Raw genomic sequence first — 3,016 nt, forward strand, 5'->3', positions numbered from 1 at the left:
GTAGTGTTCCCAGTCCTAAAATCCAAAATCGGTTCCAGCGCATGATTCTCATTTTAATGGGTGCTGTTTTTCACAAAAAATAAAAAAATAAGTTTATCTGTTAAATTAATAATCCGCTTGTTCCACGCGAGTTTCCGCCAACTTTTATTATATTATCATACAAACAATACAAGTTACCATTTGTAATAAATTGTATAAAATCTTGTAGGTTTGCCGCCATAACACATGAACGCTAGCCACAAAAATAATTATAAAAAGTTTTTTCGGCATACATACCTGGTTTTTGCCGGTATGTTCGTCGCCATTCCCTTTATTATAGATGCAGTTGCGGGTGGAAGGCCACAAGTTGGTACATATTTTAACAAAAGTTTGGCAGATACCACGCCTCCGGTCCGGAAAGATACAGGTAAAATACCCAAACCGGCTGCTGTTCCTCCTGATTCCTCAGATTCCACCCAATTAACCAAAGGTGTGGATACCACCGGGGAAACCACTGTAGATACCCTGTTTGTACCAAAGATATCAAAAGACACGCTGGATGCGCCGGTAAATTATAAAGCGAAGGATTCCATTATCCTGATGGTGCCCGATAAGCGCTTCTATTTGTATGGCACAGCCAACACAAAATACAAAACGATTGATCTTTCTGCCGAAAAAATGAATTTCGACCAGGAAACCGGTATCCTGGAAGCCACCAACGCCAAAGATACGGCTGGCAAGCTGTTCGGGGGCCCCGTAATGAACGACGGGGGACAAAGCTTTGAATCGGATACCCTCAAGTATAATTTTACCTCCCAGAAAGCAAAGATCTACAATACCCGCTCCCAGTATGGGGAAGGCTACATTCACAGCCAGCAAACCAAAAAAGCGGCAGACAATACCATTTTCGGCTTTAAGAACGGGTATACCACCTGTAACCTGGATACCCCTCACTTTAGCTTCAGGGCCCGTAAAATAAAGGTGATCCCTGATAAACTGGTGATCTCCGGACCGGCTAACCTGGAAATTGAAGGGATTCCCACGCCGCTGTATATACCTTTTGCCATATTCCCCATTACCCAGGGGCAACGCTCCGGTATCCTGCCGCCACAATATGTGGTGAACCAGCAGAAAGGGATCGGCCTGGAAAACGGCGGTTACTATATCGGCCTGGGCGATCATTTTGACCTGACCATGCGGGGGGATGTGTATTCCTACGGAAGCTGGAGCCTTACTGCCAGTCCTACTTACCGGAAGCGCTACAAATACAATGGGGGGCTTAACCTGAGCTTTGCCAATACCCGCTTCGGCGACCCGGCAGTTAAATCAGAGTTCGCCACTTCCAAGGACTTCCGCGTTACCTGGAACCATAGTATGGACAGTAAAGCCCGCCCCGGCGTGAACTTCGGTGCGGCAGTGAACTTCGGAACATCTTCCTATAACAAATACAATGTGTACGACTATAATACCCGTGTAAACAATAACATCGGGTCGTCTATCACCTTTTCCAAAACCTGGCAGGGCAAACCCTATAACCTCACCATGGGGTTGAACCACTCCCAGAACCTCAGCACCCGCGATGTGTCTATCTCCTTTCCGGACGCTACATTCACGGTAAACACTATTTACCCTTTCCAACCCAAGGAAATGGTGGGTACCCCGAAATGGTATGAAAAAATAGGCGTTTCCTATAATACTATCCTGCGTAACCAGGCTAATTTCAAGGATTCCCTGTTTGGTAAACAGGCCATGTTCGATGCCATGCAAACAGGTATGCAGCATAATATCCCGATCTCGTTCTCTATCCCGGTGTTTAAAACCTTTACTTTATCGCCGGGCATCAACTATACCGAGTACTGGTACACAAAGAAATTTATACGTAAATGGGATCCGAATAAACCGAATCTTGGATTAGGGGTAGATAGCCTGGGTGCTATTGACACCACCTATGCTCCCGGCTTTTACAGTGCCCGCGATATCAGTGCCAGCATGTCGTTGTCTACCGCTATATACGGTATGTACACCTTCAAAAAAACCTCCAAGATCAAGGCTATCCGCCATGTGATGAGGCCCACGCTGAGCGCCAGTTACCGGCCGGACCTTTCCAGCAAGTACTACCATGAGCTGCAGTATAACAATGCGGGCGACAAACAAATGGTGTCCGACTTTGACGGGGCTATTATCGGTGTGCCGTCTGCCGGCGCTTTTGGCGGTTTGAACTTCGGGTTGGATAATAACCTGGAGATGAAGGTATTTTCGAAAAAGGATACCACTGGGAACCACGAAAAGAAAATAAAGCTGTTGGATGGCTTCGGGATCAATGGTAGTTATAACCTGGTGGCCGATTCATTTAAACTATCCACCTTCAGTTTGTACGCCCGTACCAACCTGTTCGACAAACTGAATATTTCTGCCAGCGGAAACCTTGACCCTTACCAGGTAGATGCCCGTGGTCGCCGCCTCGATAAATATGTGTGGCAGCAGGGTAAGATCAGCCTGGGGCGGTTAACCAATGCCAGCATTTCCATGAGCACCTCTTTCCAATCGAAGGATAAGAAGAGCCAGGAGAAGGAACAAAAAATCGATTCCCTGGAAAATGCACAGAGCGCAGATGCTGCATTCGCTGCACAACAGCGGCAGCTGCAGATGGTACGTAACAACCCCGGCGAGTATGTGGATTTTGATATTCCGTGGCGGGTAGATCTTTCTTACAGCTTATCGTATACCAATACTATTATACCCGATTCCGGCGGTGTAGTGAAGCGTATTACCCAATATGTAAGTTTCAATGGCGACTTTAGTCTCACACCCAAATGGAAAATTGGTTTGAACAGTGGTTTTGACTTCACCAATATGCAGATCGCCTACACGAATATGTATATCTCACGGGATCTGCACTGCTGGCAGATGTCCATTAACCTTATCCCGTTTGGTACCTTCCGGCAGTTTAGTATCACGATTAACCCGAAGGCGGGTATTTTGCGTGACCTGCGGATAAACCGATCGAGGCAGTTCCAGGATCTTTAACGAAAACGGG

The 3,016-nt window shown here is 46.7% G+C and carries 1 protein-coding gene; it reads left to right on the forward strand.

All coding sequences use genetic code 11. The annotated features are described in order from the left end of the window. Positions 1–369 precede the first annotated feature (369 nt). Positions 370–3,006: a putative LPS assembly protein LptD gene (locus VN105_RS04140; protein WP_325638217.1), complete on the forward strand. Its 2,637-nt coding sequence runs from the start codon at positions 370–372 to the stop codon at positions 3,004–3,006. Positions 3,007–3,016 lie beyond the last annotated feature (10 nt).

This window comes from Chitinophaga sp., from assembly GCF_035564935.1.
Taxonomy (GTDB): domain Bacteria; phylum Bacteroidota; class Bacteroidia; order Chitinophagales; family Chitinophagaceae; genus Chitinophaga.